Raw genomic sequence first — 23,455 nt, forward strand, 5'->3', positions numbered from 1 at the left:
GTTTATTGTGGGGTAGCGGGCGTTTGGATCAGGTTCAGGAAATCATCTTCACTCAGTATTCTGATGGTATTGATCTTTTTCGCTTTTTCCAGTTTGCTGCCGGCATCGTCACCTACTATAAGGAAGTTCAGTTTACTGCTTACGCCACTTAGTATCTTCCCCCCCTGTTCTTCTACCATAGCTTCCGCATCACTGCGTTTCAGCTTGTTCAGTGTACCGGTGAACAAGAAGGTCTGCCCATCCAGGCTGCCGCCTGTAGGATGGTCTGTCCGGGTGCTTTTCAGGTTGACGCCCAGTGTTTCCAGTTCCTGCAGCATATGTATATTATCGGGTGTCTGGAAGAACTGTTTTATACTGCCGGCTACCTTTGGACCAATATCTTCCAGTGCCAGGAGTTGTTCCTCTGTCCAGTCTTTGAAGTCCAATAAGTGATTTACTGCATTCGCCAGTGTTTTGGCCGTAGTCTCTCCCACATAACGTATGCCCAACCCAAACACCAGCCGATGCAGGGGCTGCGCTTTAGATTGTTCGATGGCGGTTTGCAGATTGGTGAGCGATTTCTTTCCAAAACCTTCAAGTTGTTCCAGTTTACTGAAATCTATCTTATAAATACCCGGGATGTCTTTCATCAGGCCCAGGCTGTAGAACTTGCGTACATTGCTTTCACCCAGGCTGCGGATGTCCATGGCGTCTTTGCTGACGAAATGGATCATTCTTTCTACTACCTGCGCCTCACAGTTCAGATTGATACAGCGCCATACACTTTCTCCTTCCGGTTTGAACAGCGGTTCGTTGCAAACAGGGCATTCAGTAGGGAATTTGATATCTTCTTCTGAGCCATCCCGCATGTCAGCCAGCGATTTCACGATGTAAGGAATTACGTCGCCAGCCCTTTCCACCAGCACTGTATCTCCAATCTTGAGGTCTTTTTCGCGGACTACATCTTCGTTAAAAAGGGAAATGGAACCAACTGTAACTCCCCCGATAGGAACTGGGTCAATCTTGGCCACAGGCGTAACGGAACCCGTTCTTCCCACCTGGAATTCCACTTTTCTGAGCTTACCGGTAGCCTGCCTTGCCTTAAACTTGTATGCCATGGCCCAGCGGGGGTGGTGAGTGGTCATACCCAGCCGGTCCTGCAGGGCATAGTCATTCACTTTGATCACCATACCGTCTATCTCATATGGCAGGCTGTCTCTTTCCTTTTCGAATTCCAGCACATAATCGATCACGGCCTGAATGCCTTTCACGACTTTCATTTCCTTTGCAGGAGAGCGGAAACCCACCTGTGATAGCATTTTTAGCGTATTGCTATGTGTTCTGATCTCTTCCGGTTCGGCCTTCCCGTCTGTCATGGTATGATAGCTCATATGATACAGGAAAGCTTCCAGGCCGCGTTTGGCCACCTCGCGGGGATCCACCATGCGGAGGGACCCCGAGGCTGCATTACGTGGATTGGCCAGTGGAGGCAGGTTATCTGCCGCCCGCTGTTCATTATAGGCTTTGAAGGTATTTTTATTGATCAGTACTTCCCCCCTTATTTCAATGGTCTGGATGCCATGGGTAGCGAAGCTGGCGCCCAGAGGAATAGAGCGGATCTGCCGGATATTGGTGGTGATATCTTCGCCGGATACGCCGTCTCCACGGGTGGCGCCCCTTGTGAGTTTATCGTTCTCATATATCAGGGAGATGCTGGCGCCGTCAAATTTGGGCTCAATACAATATTCTATTTCACTCAGACCACTGATTTCCCTGGCTTTGCGGTCCCAGTCGTTCAGGTCGTCCGCATCATAAGAGTTTTCCAGGCTCAGCATAGGCACCAGGTGCTGCACAGTAGGGAAAGCCTTTGTAAGTCCCTGTGCCACGCGCTGGGTGGGGGAGTCTGCGCTGACCTTGTCCGGATTGGCGGTTTCCAGTTCTTTTAACCAGGCATACAACTGATCATATTCGTAATCACTTAAAACGGGTTCGCTTTGCACATAATAGCGCCAGTCATTATATATAATAACCCGGCGCAGGCCATCCAGGGTTTCATCCAGATCCTGAATGGTTTCTTTTTGCTGCAATTTCCTTAACAGGTCCTTTGCTAATTGTAGCAAAGTGATTTCTATTTCTTTCGTATACATATGAAAATACTATCAGAATGTAAAATACAAATACTTTGAACGTTATGTGGGAAAAATGATTGAAATCCTTTGTGATAGCTGATTCCAATAAAATTATGTACTTCTTACGGTTATTTTTTTTCAGAAAAAGATGTTAAAAAAGTTTTTTATTAACAAAAATTTAATTAAGATTGTGTAACGAAACGAAAGTATCTGAAAGGACCAAAATTTAAATCGGAATTTCTGAGGTAGCAAGTGCCAATTTGAAAACCCGCTACACTGAAATCCAAAAGAACGAAGAAATGTAGATTTTTGACCGTATTGCTTTTATATTATTTCCATGTTACGTTAAAAATGCTTTTATAAATTTCCATGTTAGAGCTTTTATAATTCTACGTTAATGCTTTTATGTAATTCCATGTTAGAATATTAGCCTTTATAGGTTCCACGTTTTATAGATTCCACGTAAAATATTATCTAATTCCACGTCAATGAAATCTCGCAGTGTGTAATGAAGCCGTGAGATTTTCTTCCCCTGCATAAATCATTTATGCAGGGGCATTTTGTTTTAGGGGTTGCGTGTCTCCGGTGCCAACCGTGTTTTCCCTCTATAATAGCATTCATCTTCCATCCGACTATGCTCTACTAAACCTCTACCGAACCTCAGGCGAATCAACTCCCCTGGTTTCTGTTTAGTACCAGGAAGATTGGTTCATGTCCAACTTAAAGGCATGGTAAAGACATGTGAAAGGCATAGTATAATACGGCGCATAAAATAGCCCGTACAAAGTATTACCAATGTACGGGCGTTGTTCTGGTATAACCATGGGAAATTTCCCGCTATAAATGCTTACATATTCCTTCTGTACTGACCTCCGACTTCATACAGGGCGTGGGTAATTTGTCCCAGGGAACAGTGTTTCACTGTCTCCATCAGGGCCTCGAACAGGTTCCCGTTATTGATCGCCACTTCCTGCAGTTGCCTGAGGGCTGCCGCGCTGCGGTGTTCGTGCCGCTTGTGGAAGGCCGCCAGGGTATTGATCTGGAACTCTTTCTCTTCCTGCGTGGAGCGGATCACTTCCCCCGGGATGACGGTAGGAGAGCCTTTCTTGTTCAGGAAGGTGTTCACACCCACGATGGGATATTCGCCGGTATGTTTCAGCATTTCGTAATGGAGGCTTTCTTCCTGGATCTTGTTCCGCTGATACATCCTCTCCATCGCGCCTAATACACCGCCTCTTTCGGTAAGCCGGTTGAACTCAGCCAGTACGGCTTCTTCCACCAGGTCGGTCAGGTCTTCTATGAAGAAGGAACCTTGTACCGGGTTCTCATTTTTGGCGGTACCCAGTTCCCGGTTGATGATCAGCTGGATAGCCATTGCCCTGCGCACGCTTTCTTCTGTAGGCGTGGTGATGGCCTCATCGTAGGCGTTGGTATGCAGAGAGTTACAGTTGTCGTAGATGGCGTATAATGCCTGGAGCGTAGTCCGGATATCATTGAAGTCTATCTCCTGGGCATGCAGACTACGTCCTGAAGTCTGAATGTGGTATTTCAGTTTTTGAGAACGGTCATTGCCCTTGTATTTGTACTTGATGGCTTTTGCCCAGATGCGTCTTGCCACACGGCCTATAACGGCATATTCCGGGTCCATACCGTTACTGAAGAAGAAGGAGAGGTTAGGAGCAAAATCATCTATGTGCATGCCCCGGCTCAGGTAATATTCCACATAAGTGAAACCATTTGCCAGTGTAAAGGCCAGTTGTGTAATAGGGTTGGCCCCTGCTTCCGCAATGTGGTAACCGGATATGCTGACAGAATAGAAGTTGCGTACTTTCTGTGTGATGAAATACTCCTGTACATCTCCCATTAGTTTGAGGGCAAATTCTGTGGAGAAGATACAGGTATTCTGTGCCTGGTCTTCTTTCAGGATATCTGCCTGTACAGTGCCCCGGGCGGTGCTGAGGGCATGTGCCTTTATCTTTTGATAGACGTCCCGTTCCAGTACTTCATCACCGGAAATACCCAGCAACTGCAGGCCCAGGCCTTTGTTGCCAGCCGGTAAGTCTCCGTTATAGTGTGGTAGTGGATGGTCTTTGAATTTTTCTTTGATGATGGCATTGACCTTGTCCGTCAATCCATGTTGCGCAATGTACTTTTCACATTGCTGATCGATGGCGGCATTCATAAAGAAGGCCAGTAGTATCGGTGCAGGACCGTTGATGGTCATGGATACGGATGTCTTCGGATCGCACAGATCAAAGCCGCTGTATAGTTTTTTTGCATCATCCACGGTGGCGATGCTTACGCCGGAGTTGCCCACTTTACCATAGATGTCCGGCCGGTGGGCAGGATCTTCCCCGTACAGGGTCACACTGTCGAACGCAGTGCTGAGGCGTTTGGCCGGCTGGTCTATCGATACATAGTGAAAGCGTTTGTTGGTACGTTCAGGACCGCCTTCTCCGGCAAACATACGGGTTGGATCTTCTCCTTCGCGTTTCAGGGGGAATACGCCCGCCGCATAGGGGAACTCTCCGGGTACATTTTCGGTCAGCTGCCAGCGCAGGATATCGCCCCAGTCCTTATAGCGCGGAAGGCTGATCTTAGGAATGGGGGACTGTGACAGGCTCTCGCTGTAAAGCGGCTGTTTGATCACTTTGTCTCTTACCTGGTACTCATAAAATTCAGCGCTGTACTGCTTTTGGAGATTTGGCCAATTGTCTACGAGTTGTTGGCATTCCGGATGCAGTTGTGGACGCAGCTGGTTAGCGATGTCTGCCAGGGCCGCCTGTTGCGACTCATTTAACAGGGCAGCGGCTCCCTGCAGCTGGTATAAACGGGAGGCGATACCACATTGTTCTTCCACCCATTTACTGTAGTCCACAATGGTTTCGCTGATCTCTGCCAGGTAGCGGGTGCGGGCTGGCGGGATGATCTGGGATTTGGTAGTGGTAGCATCAGGTGTTTCATGCGTAACGTTGCCAAAGCGGGTGCCCGTCCTTTCCCCGATCACGGCCAGCAGTTTTTCGAACAGTTGGTTGATGCCATGATCATTGAACTGGGAGGCAATGGTACCGATGACGGGCAGCTGGTCATCGGCCGCAGTCCACAATCCGTGGTTACGTTTATATTGTTTGCGTACATCATGCAGCGCATCCAGTGCGCCGGCTTTGTCGAATTTGTTGATTGCGATGACATCGGCATAATCCAGCATATTGATCTTTTCCAGCTGGGAGGCAGCGCCGTATTCCGGTGTCATGACGTAGAGCGCCACATTACAATAGTCGGTAATAGCGGTATCACTCTGGCCAATGCCGGAAGTTTCCAGAATGATCAGGTCAAAGCCGGCGGTTTTACAGATATCGATCGCTTCCTGTACATGCGCGCTGACGGCCTTATCGCTTTCACGCGTGGCTAGAGAGCGCATGTAGGCCCGGGGATGGTGGATGGCATTCATCCGGATACGGTCGCCCAGCAAGGCGCCACCTGTCTTCTTTTTGGAAGGATCGACGGAAATGACAGCAATCGTCTTGTTGTCGAAATAGTGCAGGAAACGGCGTACAATTTCATCGGTCACACTGCTTTTACCTGCCCCACCGGTACCGGTGATGCCCAGTACCACGCCCTTGCCTGTTTCAGCAGGAGGGAGAGGGGTAGCCAGATGATCATTCTCTGCAACAGTAATAGCCTGCGCGATTAGTTTGTCACTACGGGAAGGCAGTTCATGCAAATGCCCGTTCAGGCCAGTGGTGGTAGGAAAATCACACTGGCGGATCACATCTTCTATCATGCCTTCCAGGCCCATATGGCGGCCATCGTCGGGGGAATAGAGGCGGGTGATGCCGTAGCGATGTAATTCTTCGATCTCAGAAGGAAGTATCGTACCTCCGCCTCCGCCGAATATCTTGATATGACCGCAGCCCTTCTCGTGAAGGAGATCATACATGTACTTGAAAAATTCAAGGTGGCCACCCTGATAAGAAGTGATGGCAATACCCTGGGCATCTTCCTGGATGGCGCAGTCCACAATCTCTGCTGCCGAACGGTTATGTCCCAGGTGGATCACTTCCGCTCCTTTTGTCTGCATAATGCGCCGCATAATGTTGATAGCTGCATCATGGCCGTCAAAAAGAGAAGCCGCCGTAACGATACGGATCTTATGAGATGAATTGTCAGTCATATTGTTCTGGTGTTTGAACGTATTAAGGCAACGTGGAGCCGAATAAGTCTGTAATTTACGAAAATCGTAACTGTGGAATATTCACACATTTTTTTATTTTACACCCTATTATTCACGTTTATGAGTTGCATTTCGTAGAAACAAACGCAATCGTAATAGAAAATCTATATCAGAAATGGTGGCAAGACGAGATTTTATCAGGAACAGCAGTTTGCTGGCAGGCGCTGTGGCGCTGGGTTTTCCTAAATCGGTACTGAGTATGGCAACAGGGTATGTGTCCCAGCGTCCGCCGCTGGAGAAACGTAAATTTACCAGCCAGGCCGTAGAAAATGCAATCGCTGCAATTAAAAAGGAGATCGCAGATCCCAAACTGGCCTGGATGTTTGAAAACTGTTTCCCAAACACACTTGACACTACGGTACAGTTCAAAGTGGAAAAAGGTCGTCCGGACACCTTCGTGCTGACAGGCGATATCCACGCGATGTGGCTGCGTGACTCCACTGCACAGGTATGGCCTTACCTGTCCCTGATAAAGGAGGACGATAAACTGAAACAACTGATTGCGGGGGTGGTGAACAGGCAGACTAAATGCATCCTGATCGACCCTTATGCGAATGCCTTTAACGAAGGGCCTACCGGTAGTGAATGGGATTCCGACCTGACAGAAATGAAGCCGGAGCTGCACGAGCGTAAATGGGAAATAGACTCCCTCTGTTATACTGTCCGTCTGGCTTATAACTACTGGAAAGAAAGTGGTGATGCCAGCGTGCTGGACGACAACTATAAGAAAGCAGCTAGGCTGATCGTGAAAACCTTCAAGGAACAACAGCGTAAGGAAGGTAAGGGTCCTTACAAGTTCCAGCGTAAAACGCCGGTTCAGTCTGACACTGTTCCAAATAGTGGATGGGGCGCACCTATGCAGCCGGTGGGACTGATCGTGTCCATCTTCCGTCCTTCTGACGATGCAACCGTGTTCCCTTTCCTGATCCCTTCCAATATGTTTGCCGTAGTATCCCTGCGTCAGCTGAGCGAGATCAGTGAAGTAGTGTTCAAAGACGCTGTATTTGCAAAAGAGTGCCGCGACCTGGCTGACGAAGTGGACAGGGCAATCAAGGCATACGCTATTGTAGAGCATCCGCAGCTGGGGCATATGTATCCGCTGGAAGTGGATGGTTATGGTAACCGCCTGTTCCTGGACGATACCAACGTACCAAGCCTGCTGTCTATTCCTTACCTGGGGTATACAACAGTGGATGATCCTTTATACCAGAATGCCCGTCATTTTGTATGGAGCACTTTCCATTGCTGGTTCTACAAGGGTAAATACGGCGATGGTGTAGGTAGTCCGCATACCGGACCTGATTTTATCTGGCCAATGAGTATCATCATGAAGGCGCTGACCAGCAGCAATCCGGAAGAAATTGCGGAGTGTCTGAAAACACTGCGTAATACCGATGGTGAGACTGGTTTTATCCATGAATCTTATCATAAGGATGATCCGACCAAATATACCCGTAAATGGTTTGCGTGGGCGAACACATTGTTTGGGGAACTGCTGATGAAAGTGAGCAAAGATCATCCGGAACTGCTGAAAAGGCAATATGCTTAATTGATTCTATTTCTATAATAACTTTACTGCTCATCCTTCGTATTCATGCGAAGGATGAGTATTTTTAGGACCGTTTTAACCTTAATGCGATAACCCATGTCCCCTATAGCTAATTACGAGCAGCAGATTAATGATTATAAGGCAGAAATATCACAGGTACAGCAGCGATTGAGCATGCTGGGCTGGATAAGGTTGCTATGTTTTGCAGGTGTCTTATGCTGCGGATATGCATTCTTCCGCAACAATTTTGATGCTATCTGGTTGCTGGCGGGATTAGCTCCGCTGGCGGCATTTGTCGTTGTGCTGGTGCGTTACCTTTCACAGCAGGAGAAACTTAACCTGCTTAAAACATTGCTGGAGCTGAACGAGAAGGAATGGCGGCTGGCGGCTACGGGACAATCAGGTTTTGATGATGGTAACCGCTTTGTGGATGAACAGCATCCTTATACCGGCGATCTTGATGTATTCGGTCAGGCATCGCTTTATGCGCATATGAACCGTACCGGTACCCTGATGGGCGCTAAAGCTTTGGCAGAGACGTTGAAGCAGCCGCTGATGGATGCAGTACAGATCAGGCAACAGCAGGAGGTAGTGCGTGAGCTGGCGTCCCGGTTTAAATTCCGCCAGTTATTTGCCGCCCATGCTTCTCTGATAGGAGAGCAGCCTGATGATATACCCGGATTACATAAATGGTTATCTATGCCGTTGGAATTCCTGAACAGTAAATGGGTAAACATTGCGCGGTGGCTAATGCCGCTATTGTTGTTGGGAGGAGCTGTATACTATTTTGTGACAGATGAATATTACCTGTTCACTTTCTTCCTCTGTGTGAACTGGGGCATACTGGGCTCACAGATAAAGAAAGTGAATGCACAGCACCAGCTGATTTCCAATAAAGAGAAGATATTTGGCAAGCTGGCATGGCTGCTGCAGCTAATAAGCGTGGAAAAGGCTGAACATGTAGCGCTGTGGAAAACACAGCATGAGCAGGCTGTCGCAGCGAAAACGTCGCTTAGCCAGCTGGCGAAGATCAGTAGCGCACTGGATCAGCGTCTGAATCTGCTGATAGGAGTTTTCCTGAATTCACTGGTGTTATATGATCTGCATTGTATAATGGCCCTTGAGAAATGGAAATCACGTTATAAGAATGAATTGCCTGGCTGGCTGGATGTGATTGAGAAGATGGAGGTCTGGAACAGTATGGCCACCTTTGCTTATAATCATCCGGAATATATTTATCCCTCAATTAATGAGAATGATACCCAGCTTGTAGCTACAGGTGTAGGGCATCCGCTCATCCCGGCAGAGGAATGCGTACGTAATGATATCGGCATCGGGGCGCCGCAACAGTTCCTGATCATTACCGGGTCTAATATGAGTGGAAAGAGCACTTTCCTGCGTAGCGTAGGCAGCAACCTGCTGCTGGGCCTGCGGGGTATGCCGGTGTGTGCTGTCAGTTTTAGCTGCAGCCCCGTGCAGATCATGACCTCTATGCGTATCAAGGATTCTATTGCCAGGCATACATCTTATTTCCAGGCGGAACTATTACGCCTGCAGCAGATAGTGGCGGTACTGAAGAGTGGGGAACAGGTGTTTATCCTGCTGGACGAAATACTGAAAGGCACTAACTCTGAAGATAAGCTGGCAGGTTCCCGCCGGCTGATAGAACATTTCCTGCAATATCACTGCCTGGGAATGATTGCCACGCACGACCTGGAGCTGGGACATATGGAGGATACCTATCCACAACGTATCCGCAACTATTGTTTTGAAAGCACTATTAAGGACGATCAGCTCTTCTTCGATTACCGCATCCGCGAAGGAGTGGCGCGTAATAAGAATGCGACTTTCCTTATGCAAAAGATGGAAATAATATGATTTGGTAGATAGCTAATTAATTTAGTATTTTTACTAAAAATATTAGCTGTATGACCTTGCCATTTCAGGAGGGGATTCCTGAGAATCCCTATTACAAAGGACGTGGAGCCCAGTTAAATCCAAAGAACAAGTATCTCCGGAATGAGTATGCGCAGGAACATGTAGAAGGTATCGATGAATGGTGGCAGGCAGATGTGCCTACCCAGATACTGGAAGAGCATGCAAAAACGCTGGTCAATAAAGTGGACAGCCCGGATGTGGGTATGTGGTATTCCATGAATCCTTACCAGGGCTGTGAACATGGCTGTATCTATTGCTATGCGCGTAATGCGCATCAGTTCTGGGGTATGAGCGCCGGACTTGATTTTGAGCGGAAGATTGTGGTGAAGCGGAATGCACCGGAGTTGTTGAAGAAATTCCTCGATAATAAGAACTGGGTTCCCAAGCCGATTTCCCTTTCCGGCAACACGGACTGTTATCAGCCGCTGGAAAGGAAGATGTTCCTGACCCGCCAGCTGCTGGCCATAGCGCTGGATTATAAGCAGCCTATCGGTATCATCACAAAGAACTCACTGGTGCTGAGAGATAAATACATCCTGCAGCAGATGGCGCAGCATAACCTGGTATGTGTTTACGTATCCATTACTACTATGCAGGAGGACCTGCGGCAGAAGATGGAGCCACGCACTACCACCGCCGCGCAGCGCCTGAAGATTGTAAAGGAACTGAGTGACCTGGGTATTCCGGTAGGTGTGATGACCGCACCGATGATACCGGGACTGAATGATCATGAAATGCCAGCTTTATTAGAAGCAGCTGCAGCAAATGGTGCGAAGTTTGCAGGGTATACGGTCGTTCGGCTAAATGATGCGGTAAAGATCATATTCAACGACTGGTTGTATAAGAATTTTCCGGACAGGGCTGACAAGGTATGGCATCAGATAGAGAATATGCATGGCGGCCAGGTGAATGACAGTGATTTCGGCAAGAGAATGAGGGGAGTGGGGAATATTGCAGATATGATCCGTCAGCAGTTCAAGGTACATACGAAAAGACTGGGACTGAACCAGGAGCGCTTTGAGTTCAATACGTCGCTGTTTGAGCGTCCGCAGGTGCAGTTGAAATTGTTCTGAGGAACCTTTCGCACATACTAAAAAGTTTATTGCAACACAGGATATATATATGATGGAATCAATTTTTTGCCAGGAAGCGTCAGGAATGGAGCTTTATGGAAATCAGTGAGTATACTGTTTTAAGGGTATACCTGCCTGTTAACAAAAAATTGATGTGGATATAGAAAAAGTTTATTAGTTAAAATGCGGAAATAAAAAAAATAAAAAATACCTTTGTGTTAGCAATAAAAAAAATGAAACGCAATCCAGAATATACTATTTCGGCGGTGTCCTGTAAGCAAAAGCAGGCCAGAAGTAGGTTGCGGGTATGTTGCACCAATTGTTAACGAATTTCAAGTTATCAAATGATATAACAAAAGTCCCGCAGAGATTGCGGGACTTTTTGCTTTAGAAGAATCTAAACGATGAATGAGCAAGACAACTGTGAGATAACTGTAAGGTATATATATCGTCAGGTAAAGCCGGCGGTCATAGTACGAAAGGATGGTTTCGCCTTAAGGAAACCTAATGGGTATGGTATGTAGCCAACATAGAACTTATGTATATGCTACCCGGCCCATTTGATGGAGCCGGGTTTTTTTATAAATATTCAATAAATACTGTTATGTGCCAGAGCCGTACAGAAAGTGGAGCTGGTCAGGTGCATAACCCCAAACCGATAGATCATGAGAAACGTAATTCAATCAGTAAGAGAGGCTTTGCTTACCAACTTCAGGGAGTTAGACACCTGGTTCGAAAAAGATTTCGACCTGTTACACTTTAAACCGGATACTAACCAGTGGAATATCCGGGAGGTGCTGGAGCATATCAGCCTGACCAACTATTTTCTGTTGCTTATTATTAATAAGAGCACCCGCAGAGCGCTGGAACGTAAACGTTCCACAAATGCCATTATCTTACCGGCAGACTACCAGGACAAGTTCGATAAGATAGACGTGATTGGTAGCCGGTCATTCGGCTGGATCAGGCCTGAACACCTGGAACCAAGTGGACTGCAGGATATGAGAGATGTAAGGGTATTGCTTAAACAACAGTTCGCGCAGTGTATGTATAATCTTAGTTTGCTGAAGAACGGCGAAGGTATGCTGGTATTGACCAACATGTCTGTAAACCATTTAGGTAAACTGGATATCTATCAATATATCTATTTCCTTACCAAACACATTGAGCGGCACATCCGCCAGATGCAACGTTTGGCAAAGCAATATGAAGGAGCAGCAGCGGAAGATGATGCGGTTGTTAATAATACAGTGAATGCTGCTGATGAAGAAGCAGAAAGCATGTTATTGATATAATAGGTCGACCTCTCATCGTCTGTTGTTTTGTGGTACCCTTCTGAATAAAGTAAATGCCGGTGGCTATCAGCCGCCGGTATTTTTATGCTGCGGATCGAAATAGTGATAGAAAAACTTTAAATAAAAAAGTGCAAAAAATTTGTTAAAGTTCCAATAATCGATATATATTTGCACTATCATTAACGAATAAACTATTTAACAACATGCTCAATACACAAATTCACATGAACACAACGCCAGCATCCTTTGAGAAGGGTGGTTGCAGCGGGTTCCGGGCATGTTATAGGTTTAAATGAGAATAACTTATTAGCATATATAACGCCCCGGGACTAACACCCCGGGGCTTTTTTTTTCAGCTAAACTGAATGAAAGGCAAACGGATAATAAGACATAGTAACCAGGGCCAGTCTGCGGATTGGAACATAGTACTGATAACACCAGGACTAATCAGACCAGGTATGCGACGATGTAGTATATACGTCGACGTTATTGACCCGGTCTGTGTAAACTGACCGGGTTTTTTTATGATATTTTGGATTGAGTAGGTACAATTAGTTAACGTAAAGCGGGGTATTCTTACCCCGCTTAAATTGAACCTTCATCAATCATAAACATATTGTTTTCGTCTTAATTTGCATTAACCCCACGTTGTCATTGCCGGACGCCAGGAGAGCGTTCCGGTATATGATAACCAACATGTACATTTGCATACTTATTTGAACAGCATGGAGAATATTTTACAGCAGCGGGTGATTGGAGGAGATAATATTTTCGGGAACGGATTAATGGAAAGCAAATCCTTGTACCTGTATTATTTTAATGCGCTACCTAATGTCAGTTTTATTTATACTATAAATGGAGAGAAGTCGCTGGACGCATTTAAAAAAGCATTCGCAGACCGTATCGTAAAAATTTACATCAGGGAAGAGATCGGAGATAAAGACAAAGAGTATAAACATGATCTTGCCCTGATAGTACTGAATAATGAAAGTGTGATCGAATTCGGAGATGACTATTGTGAGATCCTGCACAATGGAAGTGCTCCGGAGTTTATAGCAGAAATAACTGCTCTGGTACGTAAATACCGTACCCGCGAGAAACGTAAGAAGTATGAGATCAATCTCATCACCATGGGAGAACGTGGACTGACACTGAAAGCCATGGAATTTAAAAGAACAAAGCTGGACCTGGCTTTATATTATGAGGATGATTTCTCCGCCATCGATCAGCTGATCTATAAACGGCTGAATACGAATGATGACAAGGGTATTGTGCTATTACACGGATTGCCGGGCACAGGTAAGACCACTTACCTGCGCTACCTGATCGGACGCTTAAAGAAACGCGTACTGTTCCTGTCGCCCGCTGTGGCAGCGAATATTATGTCGCCTGACTTTATAGATCTCTTGATCGACAATCCCAATACGATTCTCGTCATCGAAGATGCGGAGAACATCATCATGGACAGAAAGACAACAGGTAATTCATCTGTATCCAACCTGTTGAATCTGTCGGACGGCTTGCTGGCAGACTGTATGAACGTACAGGTAGTATGTACCTTCAACAGTGATCTTTCCCAGATAGATGGAGCTTTGATGCGTAAAGGCAGGCTGATCGCCAAATATGAATTTGGTAAACTGTCTGTTTCCAAAGCACAGCAATTGTCTGGCAAACAAGGATTTAATACTGTTATCAAGAACCCTATGACCATTGCAGAGGTCATGAACCAGCATGAGCCCTCTTTCGAAAAGAAAGAAATACCAATCGGTTTTCGCGCCCAATTCTAATACCTGATACCAATTGCAGACGTGTGATTTATTTGCACGTTTGTAATTGGTTTTTATTTGTCCACAAAAATGATAGACTAATATCTGAGAAAAATTGTAATATTGTTTTGATTTCGCTCCATTGGCCACCAAGCAATAGAGATTACCCGTAATTCGAAACTATATCACGTGCATTTAAACCACATGGCTTGGGCCGTCCCGCTATTCCTTGGATTGATGGGGGGAGAATACCTGGTGGCGCGGAAAACCGGGAAGAACTATTTCGGCTTCAGCAGTTCCGTCAGCAACATTAACATTGGTATCGCAGAAAGGTTGCTGGATACCTTTACAGTAGGTGTATTCTATTTTATCTATGATTACCTGTATCACCATTTCGGCGTATTTAACATCAGATCCAGCGTCCTGCTTTGGGTAGCCCTGCTTATTCTCACAGATTTTATCTGGTACTGGTACCATCGCCTGGCGCATGAAGTGAACCTGCTCTGGGCCGCTCATGTGGTACATCATCAGAGTGAAGATTTCAATTATACCGTGTCGGCACGTATCACTGTATTCCAGGCCTTTTTCAGAATGTGCTTCTGGTCTGTGCTGCCGGTGATCGGTTTCCCTGCAGTGATGATCATCAGCGTACAGTTGGTACATGGCATTTATCCGTTCTTTATTCATACCAGGACCATCGGTAAACTGGGTATTCTTGAATACATCTTTGTAACACCTTCCCATCACAGGGTGCATCATGCATCCAATGACAAGTACCTGGATAAGAATTATGGGGATGTCTTCATTATATGGGACAAACTGTTCGGCACATTTGCCCTGGAAGAGGAAGAGCCGGAGTATGGGCTGACGAAGCCATTGGACAGTCATAGCTTTCTCTGGCAGCATTTTCATTTCATCCTGGAAATATTCTATACTTTAAAACAGACCAAAGGTTTCAGGGCCCGATGGAAAGTAGTGTTCGGCAAGCCGGATCATATAGATCCTGACATCCGTCCGAAGCTGGAAGAGCGTTTCCTGTTCCGTAATACAACTGTGGGGGCTTCAAGAAAACTACAGCAATACGTGATCTGGCAGATGGGAGCCATCCTCCTGGTACTGTTCCTCTTCCTGTTATTTGAAAACTATGTGCCTGTTTTTGCACAGGTATGCATTACCCTGGTCATTTTAGTGACATTGGTGAACAGTGGCGCTATTATGGAACAGCGGCGCTGGGTGTTTTACCTGGAATATGCCAGGCTGGCGATCACATTTACAGCCCTATTCTATATCTGGCCACATCCATTGTTGCTGCTGGTTTTTGCCATTGTACAGCTTCCCTTCTACCTGTACAGGTCGAGTATTGAACGGCGATACCTGCAGCTGGTATATGGAGGAAAGCGCTAGTGGCGGGACATAGTAGTGCATAACAGCTTGCGGGCCAGGTGTATCCTGCTTTTGACTGTGCCCATAGGCTCATGCAGCATTTCTGCGATCTCATGATATTTGAAGCCGTCGCAATACAGGAGGAGCGGCTTCTTAAAGGATAAAGGGAGCTTGTACAGGGTTCCCTTTATTTCTTTTGTACGAAGCATATTTTCTGCATTCACATCAGCCAGTGTATTGTTGGTGATATTGGGAGTCAGCTCTATAGAACTGGAATATTTTGCAGCCCTCCTGTAGTCGTTGATAAAGAGATTGCGCATAATGGTATATAACCAGGCTCTGATATTACTCCCTTCGAGATACTTGTCTTTGTTTTTCAGTGCTTTATATAGGGTCTCCTGGTAGAGGTCCTTTGCCGCCTCAGGGTCTTTGGTCAATGCCATTGCTACTGGCTTGAGGAATTCGGCGTTTTCTAATAATTGTGCATGGAATGTGTGAAAGCTCATGGCCTTGGGGATGTTAGTTGTAGATTTGGGATTGATGTATTGTCGCTCAGGCACCCGGGGCCTGTATATTTTAATGATACAAACGTAGAAACAGCCGGGACTGGATTGAGTCGGGGGAAAAAAATAGCATATTCGCACTATTGTGGATCAATATGGCTGGTTTTCATTATGTTAATATTTATATGTTATTTTTAATAGCTTTGCAGCCGGATATTTAAGACTGTAGTTCATTAGCACCGTCAGATGATAAATTTTTTCAAACCAGGCCTATACCAACAAGATTTAATGCAGCTTAGTGATATTCAAAGTAGAATGTAACGCTTATACGGCTGCTGTTTACACAATAAATTTCCATAGAGACAGATAGTCCCTCTGTACATTGCAGTAGCAGGACACAAAACTGAATGAATGACTGAATTTGATGTTTTAATTGTGGGGAGTGGATTGTTCGGGGCGGTATTTGCGCACGAATGCAGAAAGGCAGGAAAAAAGGTGCTGGTGATAGACCGGCGTCTGCATAGTGGCGGCAACGTCTACTGTGAGGATGTCAATGGTATTAATGTACATAAGTATGGCGCTCATATCTTCCATACCAATGATAAGCCCATCTGGGATTATGTCAATTCCTTCGCAGAGTTCAATAATTATGTTAATTCGCCACTGGCAGTATATAAGGACGAGTTGTACAACTTGCCGTTCAACATGAACACTTTCCACCAGCTGTGGAAAGTGAAAACCCCACAGGAGGCGAAGGCTATCATTGACAGGCAGGTGGCGGAGCTGAAAATCAGGGAACCGCAGAATCTGGAAGAGCAGGCACTTTCTCTGGTAGGGGTGGACATCTATGAGAAACTGATCAAAGGATATACGGAGAAACAGTGGGGTAGGAAAGCCAGTGAATTGCCGGCATTTATTATTAAACGCCTCCCTTTACGGTTCACTTATAACAATAATTACTTCAACGACAAGTACCAGGGTATCCCTATCGGTGGATATAACAAGCTGACACAAGGTTTGCTGGAGGGCATAGAGGTAAGACTGGGCATTGATTTCTTCTCAGCAAGGGAGGAACTGTCAGCCCTGGCGGAAACAGTGGTATTTACCGGCCAGCTTGACGAGTTCTACGATTACCGGCATGGTATGTTGCAATACAGGAGCCTGCGTTTTGAGCATGAGCAACTGGCTATTGACAATTACCAGGGAAATGCGGTGGTGAACTATACCGAACGAGAAGTGCCTTATACCAGGATCATCGAGCACAAACACTTTGAGTTTGGGCAGCAGTCGCATACCGTTATCACCAGAGAGTATCCGCAGGAGTGGAGCCGGGGCCTGGAACCATACTATCCTATTAACGACGATACGAACGCCAGGGTCTACAAGCTGTACAAAATGCTGGCAGACCAGGAGACAAATGTCATATTTGGAGGCCGTCTGGCGGAATACCGCTATTATGATATGCACCAGGTAGTAGGATCGGCGCTTAGCCAGGTAAGGCAGTACTTAAAAACATCTAAATAACCGAAAAGGGAAATGTCTGACATGATCCAGATCCATGAAAATACCAGGATATATATAATGTGCCCTCCACGGATAGCTTCCGGAGGCCCCGAACTACTTCATCAGCTGGCGTATAAGTTGGGAAAAAGAGGCTTTGATGTTGCCATGTACTACTACCCCAATAATGTGGAGCAGCCCGTTAGTGAGAACTATGTTAAATACAATTGTAAGTATGTGAGGGAAGTAGAAGACCGGGAGGAAAACCTGGTCATCATCCCTGAGCTATATTTTTACTTTGCCGATCAGTTCAAAAAGATACGGAAATGTGCCTGGTGGCTGAGTGTCGACAATCTGTTTAAAGCTATTGAGGCACCGAAACATTACCGGATGGTCCGGAAGCTGAAGATAAAATGGTTGCACAGGGCGGTTACGATCAATGGTAAAGTGAGAGGGAAGTTTAACTATCACCTTGCGCAATCTGAATATGCAGTTGACTTTTTAAGGCAATGGAAAATAGACTCCATCTACCTGTCTGACTATCTGAATGCAGATTTTCTGAAAGCATCCCGGGAGGTAGATGTGAGGGCCAAAAAGCCACAGATACTTTATAATCCGCTGAAGGGGTTCCGCTTTACAAAAAAGATCATGGCGGCAATGCCCGAAGCCAGGTGGATACCATTACAGAAGCTGACACCAGCCCAGGTAGGAGATCTCTTAAAGGAGTCCATGTTATACATTGACTTTGGTCACCATCCTGGTAAAGACCGCTTCCCCAGGGAAGCCGCCATTTACAAGTGTTGCGTGATCACAGGAAAAAGAGGTTCCGCTGCTTATCATGAAGACGTACCTTTGCCGGAGCAGTACAAGATAGCGGACAGGATGAGCAATATTCCCGCGATAGTGAAACTGATCAATTCCTGCCTGACAGACTTTGACAAGCATATTGATAATTTTGCTGCTTACAGGGAGTGGATCTATAAAGAGGAGGAGGCGTTTGAAAAGGATATAGCACAAATCTTTGTGAAGGCATAATAGCCTGTAAATAAATTGAATATGATGCCGTGGCACGGTTTCTGAATAACTGAAGGGATCTTTAACAGAGATCCCTTTTCTATTAACATAGGGGCTGAAAAATCCTCTGTTGTAACTGTTAAAAGTGGAAGTTCGTTACATATATATGTAAACGATTGCTAATTGTTGATGATTGAATATAAGGTATTAACAGGTGCATTTGCTATTTTAGAGCCATGTTTTCCCTTCATATGATAATTATTTAATTGGTTTCCACTATGTTAATATTTATATGTTATTTTTAATAGATTTGCACCTGATTTTTCTGAAGAGAAAATTCTCGGCAATTGAGGGGAGATGGTTGATATTATATTAATCCGAATATTTGTTATCCGATAAATTCATGTTTAAAAAAGTATTACTGCTGCAACTGTTACTGATGACCTTTGGTTATTGTGTTCGTGCGCAGGTAGGCGTGTCGCCGTCGCAAATTAGCCAGATAAAGGTGGATAATCTTTCAGATGATCAGATCAGACAGCTGGTGGCGCAGATGAAGCAAAATAATATCAGTTATTCTCAGATAGATGACTATGCAGCTCAAAGAGGTATTCCCGATGCTGAAGTGGCGAAACTGAAGGCGCGTATCATGCAGTTAAATCTTGATAAGGAGTTTTCTGGTGCAAAGAGCAATAATAATGATATTTTCAACCAGGATACATCTGGCAGACGATACAATGATCAGTCAGACACTATTTATTACTGGCAGGAAAAGTATAGAAAGATCAAAGACAAAGAGGCGTTTGAAAAAGAGCAACGCCGCAGAAAGATATTCGGTACAGAATTGTTTAGTAACCAGAACCTTACCTTCGAGCCTAACTTACGTATGGCCACCCCTTCCAACTATAAGATTGCAGCCGATGATGAACTGATCATAGACGTCTATGGCTACTCAGAAGTGCAGCATACACTAAAGGTAAGTCCTGAAGGATATATCAGGATCCCTTACCTGGGGCCGGTTTATGTAAATGGTTTGACAATAGAAGAGGCAAGGACACGTATCACTAAGCAGCTGAGTACTATCTATGGTGGTATTAAAACAGGTAATACATCTGTTCAGGTATCCCTGGGCAATATCCGCAGTATCAAGGTGACGCTTATTGGAGAGATCACCCGTCCCGGTACTTATACATTACCTTCACTGGCAACGGTGGCGAATGCCTTGTATGTGTCTGGCGGCCCTAATGAAAACGGTTCCTTCAGAAGCATAGATGTGATCCGCAACGGAAAGGCAATTGCCACCTTTGACCTGTATGACTTCCTCCTGCACGGAGATCTTACCAATAATGTGGTATTACAGGATCAGGACATTGTGAAGGTAAATCCTTATAAAATGAGGGTGGAGCTTTTGGGAGAAATCAAGCGTCCGGCTATTTTTGAGACAAAAGAAAAAGAAACCCTGCAACAGGTCATCGACTTTGCCGGTGGATATACTGACAATTCTTTCCGCGACGTGATCCGTGCATTACGTGTTACCAGCAAGGCAAGGGAATTTGTGAATATACCGGCAGATTCTGTAGCGCTTTTCCGTTTGAAATCGGGCGACAGGTTCTATGTTGATTCAATTATAAACCGCTATACTAACCGCGTAACTATTTCGGGTGCAGTATTCCATCCAGGTGAATACGCGCTGGAGGATAAAATGACGGTGGCAGATCTCATTAAACGTGCTGACGGCATACAGGAAGTGGCGGCTACCTCCCGCGGTGTGATACGCAGATTACAGGAAGATTTTACGCCGGCCATTATCAACTTTAACGTACTGGATGCGATAGCAGGTAAAAGTAACCCCCAATTACAGCGTGAAGACAGCGTGGTGATATTTTCCAGGCTGGCCATCAGGGAACCCTACCTGGTGAAGATTGATGGGGAAGTTAATCAGCCGGGATATTTTAGTTATGGCGACAGTATGCACCTGGAAGATCTTATCCTGATGGCAGGTGGGCTTAAGGATGCAGCGAGTCTTAAACATGTGGAAATAGCCCGTCGTATCCGTACAGGGGGGATTTACGATTCCACTGACATCAGGATGGCCATTACCGACCAGTTTGATATTAATGCAGACCTGTCTGGTAATCCTGTAGTGACATCTTATGTGTTGCAGCCATTTGATGAGGTAATGGTGCGCAGGTCACCATCTTATAGTCAGCAGGCCAATGTATTGGTGGATGGTGAGATTGTTTATCCGGGTCTATACGCTATCAATACCAAGAAAGAACGTATTTCCGACGTCATCAAAAGAGCCGGTGGTTTACGTCCGGAAGCTTCCGCAGAAGGCGCGCTGTTATTGCGCAGGACTTTCATCAATGAACAAGACAGCACTTTCCTGCTGAGCAAGCTGGAAGTATTCAATAATAAAGTGAAGGATAGCATCGACGTTGCCAGAACCCGTGCAACAGTGGAACGTAACCAGCAGTTGCTGGGTATACAGCTGGACGAGATTCTGGAACATCCTGGGTCCAAATACGACCTGTTCCTGGAAGAGGGAGATATAATCAGGATCCCTAAGAAATTACAGACAGTACAACTATTTGGAGAAGTGTATTTCCCGAAGAAAGTACGGTTTGACAATAGTTTTTCCTTCAGAAGTTATGTGCGTGGCGCTGGTGGATTTACTTCCCAGGCATTGAGGAGAAGAAGTTATATAGTATATGCGAATGGTGAAGTGAAAAGCACGAGGAAGATGTTATTCTTTAACAGCTATCCGAAAGTAAAACCAGGAGCGGAAATATATGTACCTGCCAAACCTGAACGGAAAGGACTGACAGCCGCAGCGACTGTAGGCTTGGCCAGTGCATTGGCGTCTCTCGCATTGATAGTGGTTACAATTATCAATTCAACAAAGTAGTGAATCAATGCATCTGATATGGATCATATATTCTTAATGCATTTAACTGTATGGAAATAACGAATGAGGCCGCGAAGAAAAGCGACGAAATATCTTTAAAGGAACTTGTATTAAAACTACGGGACTGGTGGAAATATCTGCTCAGTAAGTGGCTGATTATTTTGATCATCGGATTGGCCGGCGCCGGACTTGGGTTGGTATTCTCAATGTTGAGCAAAGAGCGTTACATTGGAGAATTAACTTTTGTATTGGAGGAGAATAAGCCAGGAGGTCTGGCCGCTTATTCAGGCCTGGCCAGCCAGTTCGGGATTGATCTCGGTGGCGGCTCCGGCAGCGGCTTGTTTGAAGGTGATAATATCATGGAGTTTCTCCGCTCAAGGTTTATTATTGAGAAGACTTTGCTAACGCCGATTAATGCGAATGGCAAAAAAATGACCCTGGTGACCTGGTATATCAATACTTCTGACTGGAGGGAAAAACTGGACAAAACCCCGGTGATGAAGGCGATAACCTATCCCATAGGGCAGGATCGCAAGACATTTACCCTGCTTCAGGACAGTTTGTTAAACAAAATCTATAAACATCTGCTGGAGAAAGACCTGGAAATTACTAAACCGGATAAGAAGCTGAGCTTTATAAAGGTGACCACCACAACAGAGAACGAATTGTTCTCTAAGTTTTTCACAGAACGCCTGGTCGATGAGGCTGCGGCTTTTTATACCTATACGAAGACCAAGCGATCAAAGGTCAATGTGGACAAATTGCAATCCATGGCAGATTCTCTGCAGGACCAGCTGAACAAAAAGACCTATACACTGGCAGCTGTACAGGATGTGAACCTTAACCCGGTAAGACAAGTGTCTTCCGTAAAAGGTGAGCTGATATCGAGGGATAAGATAGTATTACAAACGATGTACGGTGAAGTGATTAAAAATCTTGAACTGAGCAAGCTGACAATGGCGCAGGAAACACCCGTTGTGCAAGTGGTGGATACGCCTATTCTACCCCTGGAAAAGAAGCGGTTTGGGAAGTTGAAAGGCCTGGTGCTGGGAGGCTTTCTGGGAGGTTTTCTGATAGTATTTATTTTGGTATTCAGAAGGATATACAGAGAAATGCTCGCCAGCTGATTTAATGACGTGATCTATAATTTTCAAAGCGAAAGCATAGTATAATTACAACATCAATGGAACTGAAGAATAAAAAAGTTTTAATTACCGGTGCTGATGGATTTATAGGGAGCCACCTGGTAGAACGTCTTTTACAGGAGGGCTGTAATGTCAGGGCTTTTGTGAATTATAATTCATTCAATAGCTGGGGATGGTTAGATACTTTTTCAAAAGACACCCTGGGAAAACTGGATGTGTTTTCCGGTGATGTCAGAGATCCGAACGGTGTGAGAACGGCGATGAAAGGAGTTGATGTGGTATTTCATCTTGCAGCGTTGATCGCTATTCCTTTCAGTTATCATTCACCCGACTCGTACATTGATACCAATATCAAAGGCACGCTCAACATTGTACAGGCAGCAAAAGACCTGGGTATAGAGAGAGTGCTTGTTACATCAACATCTGAGGTATATGGTACCGCTACCTACATCCCTATTGATGAGAAACATCCGCGTCAGCCGCAATCACCATATTCTGCTTCCAAGATAGGCGCGGATTGTATTGCAGAATCTTTTTACCGCAGCTTTAACGTACCGGTTACCATTGTCCGTCCGTTCAATACTTATGGTCCAAGGCAGTCGGCAAGAGCTATTATTCCTACTGTGATCACGCAGTTGCTGAATGGCAAAACGGAGATCCAGCTGGGAGATCTTACGCCAACCAGGGACCTGGTATATGTGAAGGATACTGTAAATGGCTTCGTGGAGATCGCCAAGTCTGATGCATTGATTGGTCAGGATTGTAATATCGCGACAGAATCAGAGATCAGTATTGGCGAATTGGCCGGTTTGCTGATCGATATTATCAATCTGGAGGCCAGGGTTGTTGAGGATGCAGCCAGGCTTCGCCCGGAAAAGAGTGAAGTATTCCGTTTGTATGGATCCAAGGAAAAAATCAGTAAGTATACTTCCTGGAAACCACAATATACCTTCCGGGATGGACTAAAGGAAACGATAGAGTGGTTCAGATCAGCAGAGAACTTAAAGAGCTATAAAGCGGATATTTATAATATTTAGTACTT

14 protein-coding genes are annotated in these 23,455 nt (G+C 45.5%); 11 read left to right on the forward strand and 3 right to left on the reverse strand.

The genetic code is table 11. From position 1 onward, the window contains the following. Positions 1-2 precede the first annotated feature (2 nt). Together ligA and F3I09_RS30965 are read right to left on the reverse strand one after the other, a co-directional pair. Positions 3-2,126, reverse strand: a complete 2,124-nt coding sequence (ligA, locus tag F3I09_RS30960) for an NAD-dependent DNA ligase LigA (RefSeq protein WP_149698928.1) — start codon at positions 2,124-2,126, stop codon at positions 3-5. An 829-nt stretch (positions 2,127-2,955) separates the two neighbouring features. Continuing rightward, the gene (locus F3I09_RS30965) at positions 2,956-6,282 is read right to left on the reverse strand and encodes a methylmalonyl-CoA mutase family protein (protein ID WP_149698929.1); all 3,327 of its coding nucleotides are present in this window, start codon (positions 6,280-6,282) and stop codon (positions 2,956-2,958) included. 175 nt (positions 6,283-6,457) lie between these two features. On the opposite strand from F3I09_RS30965, the gene F3I09_RS30970 reads away from it, so the two are divergent. The 6 genes from F3I09_RS30970 (at position 6,458) to F3I09_RS30995 (ending at position 15,367) form a co-directional block, all read left to right on the forward strand. Next, positions 6,458-7,891 carry a glycoside hydrolase family 125 protein gene (locus tag F3I09_RS30970; RefSeq protein WP_149698930.1) on the forward strand — a complete coding sequence of 478 codons (1,434 nt, stop codon included), beginning with the start codon at positions 6,458-6,460 and terminating at the stop codon, positions 7,889-7,891. 96 nt (positions 7,892-7,987) lie between these two features. Further along, positions 7,988-9,769, forward strand: a complete 1,782-nt coding sequence (locus F3I09_RS30975) for a hypothetical protein (RefSeq protein ID WP_149698931.1) — start codon at positions 7,988-7,990, stop codon at positions 9,767-9,769. Between the two features lie 50 nt (positions 9,770-9,819). Then, positions 9,820-10,902 (forward strand): PA0069 family radical SAM protein, encoded by a 1,083-nt coding sequence (locus tag F3I09_RS30980; RefSeq protein ID WP_149698932.1) that lies wholly within the window; start codon positions 9,820-9,822, stop codon positions 10,900-10,902. A gap of 665 nt (positions 10,903-11,567) precedes the next feature. Next, positions 11,568-12,197 carry a DinB family protein gene (locus F3I09_RS30985; protein WP_149698933.1) on the forward strand — a complete coding sequence of 210 codons (630 nt, stop codon included), beginning with the start codon at positions 11,568-11,570 and terminating at the stop codon, positions 12,195-12,197. A gap of 725 nt (positions 12,198-12,922) precedes the next feature. Further along, positions 12,923-13,984, forward strand: coding sequence for an AAA family ATPase (locus tag F3I09_RS30990; RefSeq protein WP_149698934.1), 1,062 nt, complete (start codon positions 12,923-12,925; stop codon positions 13,982-13,984). Positions 13,985-14,167: 183 nt separating this feature from the next. Then, entirely contained in the window at positions 14,168-15,367 is a 1,200-nt protein-coding gene (locus F3I09_RS30995) for a sterol desaturase family protein (protein ID WP_188134027.1), read from the forward strand. Here F3I09_RS30995 and F3I09_RS31000 read toward each other — a convergent pair. Then, positions 15,364-15,852 carry an RNA polymerase sigma factor gene (locus tag F3I09_RS31000; RefSeq protein WP_149698936.1) on the reverse strand — a complete coding sequence of 163 codons (489 nt, stop codon included), beginning with the start codon at positions 15,850-15,852 and terminating at the stop codon, positions 15,364-15,366. The two genes, F3I09_RS30995 and F3I09_RS31000, sit on opposite strands and share 4 nt — an antisense overlap. A 408-nt stretch (positions 15,853-16,260) precedes the next feature. Between F3I09_RS31000 and glf the strand changes: the two genes are divergently transcribed. From glf to F3I09_RS31025, 5 genes are all read left to right on the forward strand, one after another. After that, positions 16,261-17,373 carry a UDP-galactopyranose mutase gene (gene glf / locus F3I09_RS31005; protein WP_149698937.1) on the forward strand — a complete coding sequence of 371 codons (1,113 nt, stop codon included), beginning with the start codon at positions 16,261-16,263 and terminating at the stop codon, positions 17,371-17,373. A 12-nt stretch (positions 17,374-17,385) separates the two neighbouring features. Beyond that, complete coding sequence (locus F3I09_RS31010) at positions 17,386-18,384, forward strand: hypothetical protein (protein WP_149698938.1); 999 nt, start codon at positions 17,386-17,388, stop codon at positions 18,382-18,384. A 382-nt stretch (positions 18,385-18,766) separates the two neighbouring features. Then, on the forward strand, positions 18,767-21,268 hold the full coding sequence (locus tag F3I09_RS31015; protein WP_149698939.1) for an SLBB domain-containing protein: 2,502 nt from the start codon (positions 18,767-18,769) through the stop codon (positions 21,266-21,268). Between the two features lie 50 nt (positions 21,269-21,318). Further along, positions 21,319-22,395 (forward strand): lipopolysaccharide biosynthesis protein, encoded by a 1,077-nt coding sequence (locus tag F3I09_RS31020; protein ID WP_149698940.1) that lies wholly within the window; start codon positions 21,319-21,321, stop codon positions 22,393-22,395. A 56-nt stretch (positions 22,396-22,451) separates the two neighbouring features. Beyond that, the gene (locus F3I09_RS31025) at positions 22,452-23,450 is read left to right on the forward strand and encodes an NAD-dependent 4,6-dehydratase LegB (RefSeq protein ID WP_149698941.1); all 999 of its coding nucleotides are present in this window, start codon (positions 22,452-22,454) and stop codon (positions 23,448-23,450) included. Positions 23,451-23,455 lie beyond the last annotated feature (5 nt).

This window comes from Chitinophaga sp. CF418 (assembly GCF_900142925.1).
Taxonomy (GTDB): domain Bacteria; phylum Bacteroidota; class Bacteroidia; order Chitinophagales; family Chitinophagaceae; genus Chitinophaga.

Coding starts and splice junctions, on each gene's coding strand:
- ligA (WP_149698928.1), bottom strand. CDS start 2,126: ATGTATACGAAAGAAATAGAAATCACTTTGCTACAATTAGCAAAGGAC.
- F3I09_RS30965 (WP_149698929.1), bottom strand. CDS start 6,282: ATGACTGACAATTCATCTCATAAGATCCGTATCGTTACGGCGGCTTCT.
- F3I09_RS30970 (WP_149698930.1), top strand. CDS start 6,458: ATGGTGGCAAGACGAGATTTTATCAGGAACAGCAGTTTGCTGGCAGGC.
- F3I09_RS30975 (WP_149698931.1), top strand. CDS start 7,988: ATGTCCCCTATAGCTAATTACGAGCAGCAGATTAATGATTATAAGGCA.
- F3I09_RS30980 (WP_149698932.1), top strand. CDS start 9,820: ATGACCTTGCCATTTCAGGAGGGGATTCCTGAGAATCCCTATTACAAA.
- F3I09_RS30985 (WP_149698933.1), top strand. CDS start 11,568: ATGAGAAACGTAATTCAATCAGTAAGAGAGGCTTTGCTTACCAACTTC.
- F3I09_RS30990 (WP_149698934.1), top strand. CDS start 12,923: ATGGAGAATATTTTACAGCAGCGGGTGATTGGAGGAGATAATATTTTC.
- F3I09_RS30995 (WP_188134027.1), top strand. CDS start 14,168: ATGGCTTGGGCCGTCCCGCTATTCCTTGGATTGATGGGGGGAGAATAC.
- F3I09_RS31000 (WP_149698936.1), bottom strand. CDS start 15,852: ATGAGCTTTCACACATTCCATGCACAATTATTAGAAAACGCCGAATTC.
- glf (WP_149698937.1), top strand. CDS start 16,261: ATGACTGAATTTGATGTTTTAATTGTGGGGAGTGGATTGTTCGGGGCG.
- F3I09_RS31010 (WP_149698938.1), top strand. CDS start 17,386: ATGTCTGACATGATCCAGATCCATGAAAATACCAGGATATATATAATG.
- F3I09_RS31015 (WP_149698939.1), top strand. CDS start 18,767: ATGTTTAAAAAAGTATTACTGCTGCAACTGTTACTGATGACCTTTGGT.
- F3I09_RS31020 (WP_149698940.1), top strand. CDS start 21,319: ATGGAAATAACGAATGAGGCCGCGAAGAAAAGCGACGAAATATCTTTA.
- F3I09_RS31025 (WP_149698941.1), top strand. CDS start 22,452: ATGGAACTGAAGAATAAAAAAGTTTTAATTACCGGTGCTGATGGATTT.